The organism is Nocardiopsis sp. NPDC055824, from assembly GCF_053616335.1.
On record NZ_JBSHDN010000337.1, the window covers coordinates 1 to 3,989 of the forward strand.

The 3,989-nt window shown below is 72.5% G+C and carries 3 protein-coding genes; all 3 read right to left on the bottom strand.

Going from position 1 to position 3,989, the window contains the following annotated elements:
- Positions 1–22: 22 nt before the first annotated feature.
- The 3 genes from ACWGL3_RS31350 to ACWGL3_RS31360 are packed head-to-tail and all read right to left on the bottom strand — an operon-like array spanning position 23 to position 3,613.
- Positions 23–1,033, bottom strand: a complete 1,011-nt coding sequence (locus ACWGL3_RS31350; RefSeq protein ID WP_267945482.1) for an ABC transporter permease — start codon at positions 1,031–1,033, stop codon at positions 23–25.
- 13 nt (positions 1,034–1,046) lie between these two features.
- The gene (locus ACWGL3_RS31355; protein ID WP_344179339.1) at positions 1,047–2,561 is read right to left on the bottom strand and encodes a sugar ABC transporter ATP-binding protein; all 1,515 of its coding nucleotides are present in this window, start codon (positions 2,559–2,561) and stop codon (positions 1,047–1,049) included.
- 50 nt (positions 2,562–2,611) lie between these two features.
- Positions 2,612–3,613 carry a substrate-binding domain-containing protein gene (locus ACWGL3_RS31360; RefSeq protein WP_267945484.1) on the bottom strand — a complete coding sequence of 334 codons (1,002 nt, stop codon included), beginning with the start codon at positions 3,611–3,613 and terminating at the stop codon, positions 2,612–2,614.
- Positions 3,614–3,989 lie beyond the last annotated feature (376 nt).

The window sequence follows — 3,989 nt, forward strand, 5'->3', positions numbered from 1 at the left end:
GTGCGGTCCCGCGGGCGCTCCGCTAGGTGAGTCTGTGGGCGGACTCGCGCCTGCTGATGATGACGTTGACGAGGACGGCCGCCACGATGATGAGGCCGCGCACCACGTCCTGGAAGAACGAGTTGACCCCGAGCAGGACCAGCCCGTTGGCGATGACGGTGATGAAGATGACGCCGAGGAAGGTCCCGCCGAGCGAGCCGCGCCCGCCCGCCAGGGCGGTGCCGCCGATGACGACGGCGGCGATGACGTCGAACTCCAACCCGGCGGCGGCGCCGCCGTTGCCCGACCCCAAGCGGGCCGCCATGAGCACGCCGGTGATGGCGGCGAGCAGGCCGGTCGTGGCGAACAGCGCGATCCGCACCCGGGAGACGTTGATCCCGGCGAGCCGGGCGGCAGCGGCGTTGCCGCCGGTGGCGAAGACGGAGCGGCCGTAGGCGGTGTAGCGGGAGACGTACGCGAAGACCGCGAACAGGACCAGCATGATCACCGCGGAGGTCGGCACGCCCAGGACCGATCCGCCCAGGACGTCGAACACGGCGCTCTCGGGGAGCGGGACCGGCAGGGCGTCGGTCATGTAGAGGGCGAGGCCGCCCAGGACGCTCCACAGTCCGAGCGTGGTGATGAACGAGGGGACGTTGAACCGGGCGCGCAGCCACCCGGCGAGGGCTCCCCACAGGACGCCCATCACGAGGGTGAGGACGATCGCCCCGCCCACGCCGATGTTCCACTCGGTGGCGCCCTTGGCGACGATGACGGACGCGAAGGCGACCGCCGGGCCGATGCTGATGTCGATCTCGCCGGCGACGATCACCAGGGTGACGCCCCAGGCGGCGATGCCGATCATCGCGGCGTTGCGCAGGAGTCCGAGCTGGTTGTCCAGGCTCAGGAACCCGGCGGCCGTGGAGCCGAGCACGACGTAGAGGAGCACGATGGCGGCCAGCAGGCCGATCTCGTTGAGACGGGGGCCGAAGCGGCCGATGAGGTCGCCGCGGGCGGAGACCGCCTCGCCGGTGACCTGGGTGGTGGTGGTCATAGTTCCTCGCCGTTCACGCCGCCATCGCGGCGGCCATGATGTTGTCCAGGGTGATGTCGTCGCCGGTGAACTCGCCTTCGAGGCGTCCGCCGCGCAGCGCGAGCACGCGGTCGCACACGAGGGGCAGCTCCTCCAGTTCGCTGGAGACGAAGACGACCGCCGCGCCCGTGGCGGCCAGTTCGCGCACGATGCGGTAGATCTGGGCCTTGGCCTCGACGTCCACGCCCCGCGTGGGCTCGTCCAGGAGCAGGATGCGGCTCCCGGCGTGCAGCCAGCGGCCGATGACGGCCTTCTGCTGGTTGCCGCCGCTGAGGTTGACGATCGGTGTGTCGGGGCGTGCGGCCTTGATGGAGAAGCGCTCGATGAGCCCGCCGCCGATGGCCGACACCCGGGAGGGCAGGACCGTGCCCGCCCTGGAGGCGCCGCCGAACCAGGTCATCACCATGTTCTCGGAGACGCCGAGGAGCGGGACGACGCCCTCGCCCTTGCGGTCCTCGGGCGTGATGCCGACGCCGAGGCGCTTCATGGTCCGCGGCGTGGGCCTGGCGACGGGCGTGCCCTCGACCTCGATCGTCCCGGTGGCGGGGGTGAAGCCGGCCAGCGCGCGCAGGATCTCGGTGCGGCCGGAGCCCATCAGCCCGCCCAGGCCCAGGACCTCGCCGGGGTGGACGTCGAAGGAGACGTCGCCGACCTTGGGCGGGACGGACAGGCCCCGCACGGACAGCAGCGGGGTCCCGGAGCGGTCGACCTTACCGCCGGGCCTCTCCTGCTCCTGCTCGTCGTGGCCGAGCATGAGGGAGACGATCCGGGCGGTGGTGGCCCCCTTGACGGGGACGGTCTCCACGACGGTCCCGTCGCGCATGACCGTGACGGTGTCGGCGACCCGGCGGATCTCGTCCAGGCGGTGGCTGACGTAGATGACGCCGACGCCGCTCGCGGCGACGCGCGTGACCGCCTCCAGGACGATGTCGGCCTCGCCCGCGGCGAGGGCGCTGGTCGGCTCGTCCAGGATCAGCAGGCGGGGGCGCGAGCGCAGGGCGCGCGCGATCTCCACGAGCTGCTGCTGGGCGAGGGGCAGGTCGCCGGCCGCGGCGGCGGGGTCGATGTCGACGCCGAGTTCGGCGAAGGCCTCGCGGGCGCCGTTCCTGATGGCGGCGTGGTCGACGCGCCCGGCGGTGGTGGGCCACGTCCCGAGGTAGAGGTTCTCGGCGGCGGACAGCTGCGGGACCAGGCTGAGCTCCTGGTAGACGGTGCCCACGCCGAGCTCGGCGGCCCGGCGGACGCCGCCCTCCCCGAGGGGCGTGCCGTCGATCTCGACCTCGCCCGTGTCCGGGGTCTCCACCCCGGAGAGCATGCGGATGAGGGTGGACTTTCCGGCTCCGTTGCGGCCGAGCAGCGCGCGGACCTCTCCGGCGCGGACCTCGAAGTCGGCGCCGTCCAGGGCCCTGACCCCGGGGTAGGTCTTGGTGGCGGCCCGGGTGCGGGCCACGACCGGCGCGTCGGCCGCTACCGGGGAGGTGTCGCTCATGGGTGCTCCACTGGTGGGACGGGTGGGATGGCTGGGGTGCGGGTCGCCGGTCACGGGATGCCGTCCGGGTGCTCCTCCAGCCACCGGGAGCCGTCCTCCGGCGTGGTGTAGAGGTCGATGGGGGCGTTGGTGACGAACTCGCCGCCCTCCTCGCCCGCGATGATGTCCTCGACCGTCTGCCCGGCCATGCGGCCCACCGCGATGCCGGAGATGTCGACGTTGGCCTTGAGGACCGTGTGGTCGGCCAGGGCGCGGGCGGCGTCGGTGGACATGTCGCTGCCGAAGACGACGACGTCGCCGTCGCGGCCCCTGCTGTTCACGGCGCGGACCGCGCCCATGGTGGCTCCGCCGGCCTCGCCGTAGAAGGCGTCGAGGTCGGGGTGGGCGGTGAGGACGCGCTCGCCCACGTCGACGGCCTCGTCGATGGTGGCGCCCTGCTGGTTGGCGACGATCTCGGCGTCCGGGAGGCGGTCGAAGAGCGCCTCCTCGAAGCCCTCGCGCCGCTGGACGCACACCTCGACGAACTCGCAGTTGAGGACGGCGATCTTGGGGTCGTCGACCTTCTCGGCCTCGAAGTGCTCCGCGGCGGCCTCGCCCAGCAGGCGGCCGAACTCGTGCGGGTCACCGAGGATGTAGGAGGTGACGTACTCGCGGGCGGCCTCGTCCTCGATGCAGGTGTTGTAGCAGACGACGGGGATGCCGCTCTCGTGGGCCAGCCGCAGGGCGGGGATGGAGGCGGTGGCCGAGACCGGGGACAGGACGAGCACGTCGACGCCCGCGGAGGCGGTCACGTCCACGAAGGTGCTCTCCTCGGAGGCGTCGCCGCGGGCGTTGAGCTCGAGGAGCTGGAGTTCGCGCCCGGACTCCTCGGCGTGGTCCTGCATGCCCTGGCGGACCCCGGCGTAGTAGCCCTGGGCGTCCATGTAGACGACGCCGATGCGGCCGTCCTCGCCGAGTCTTCCTCCGGCGCACCCTGCGAGCGTCACCGCGCACACGGCTACCGCCAGTGCGGCGAGCGCGCGCCCGCGGAAGCGCCGCGGTCGTCTCTCCATGGGGGACCTCCCTGATATGTCAGCGCCCGCTCTCACCTGCGCGGACACCTCTGTGGCTCGCTGAGAGCATGCCACCGTGACGCAGGTAACGTCAAGAATAAATACTAATTAATTATTTTTTCCAGAAGTGGAGGCGACCAGAAGGCGACGACAGCGTGACCCCGGGTGACGACGAGGAGCGCGCTCGGGCCGGGAGGACACGCGGGCGGAGTGCCGCCGGGGCCGGGAATCCGGGCGCAGGGGCCGCGTGCGGGGCGTCGGAGGGCGCGGCCGCGCCGGGGAGGACGGGCCGGGCGGAAGGCGCCGGAAACGCGACCGGTCCCGCCGACGAGTCGGCGGGACCGGTCGTGCGGACGCTCCCCCGTCAGGCCTGGGA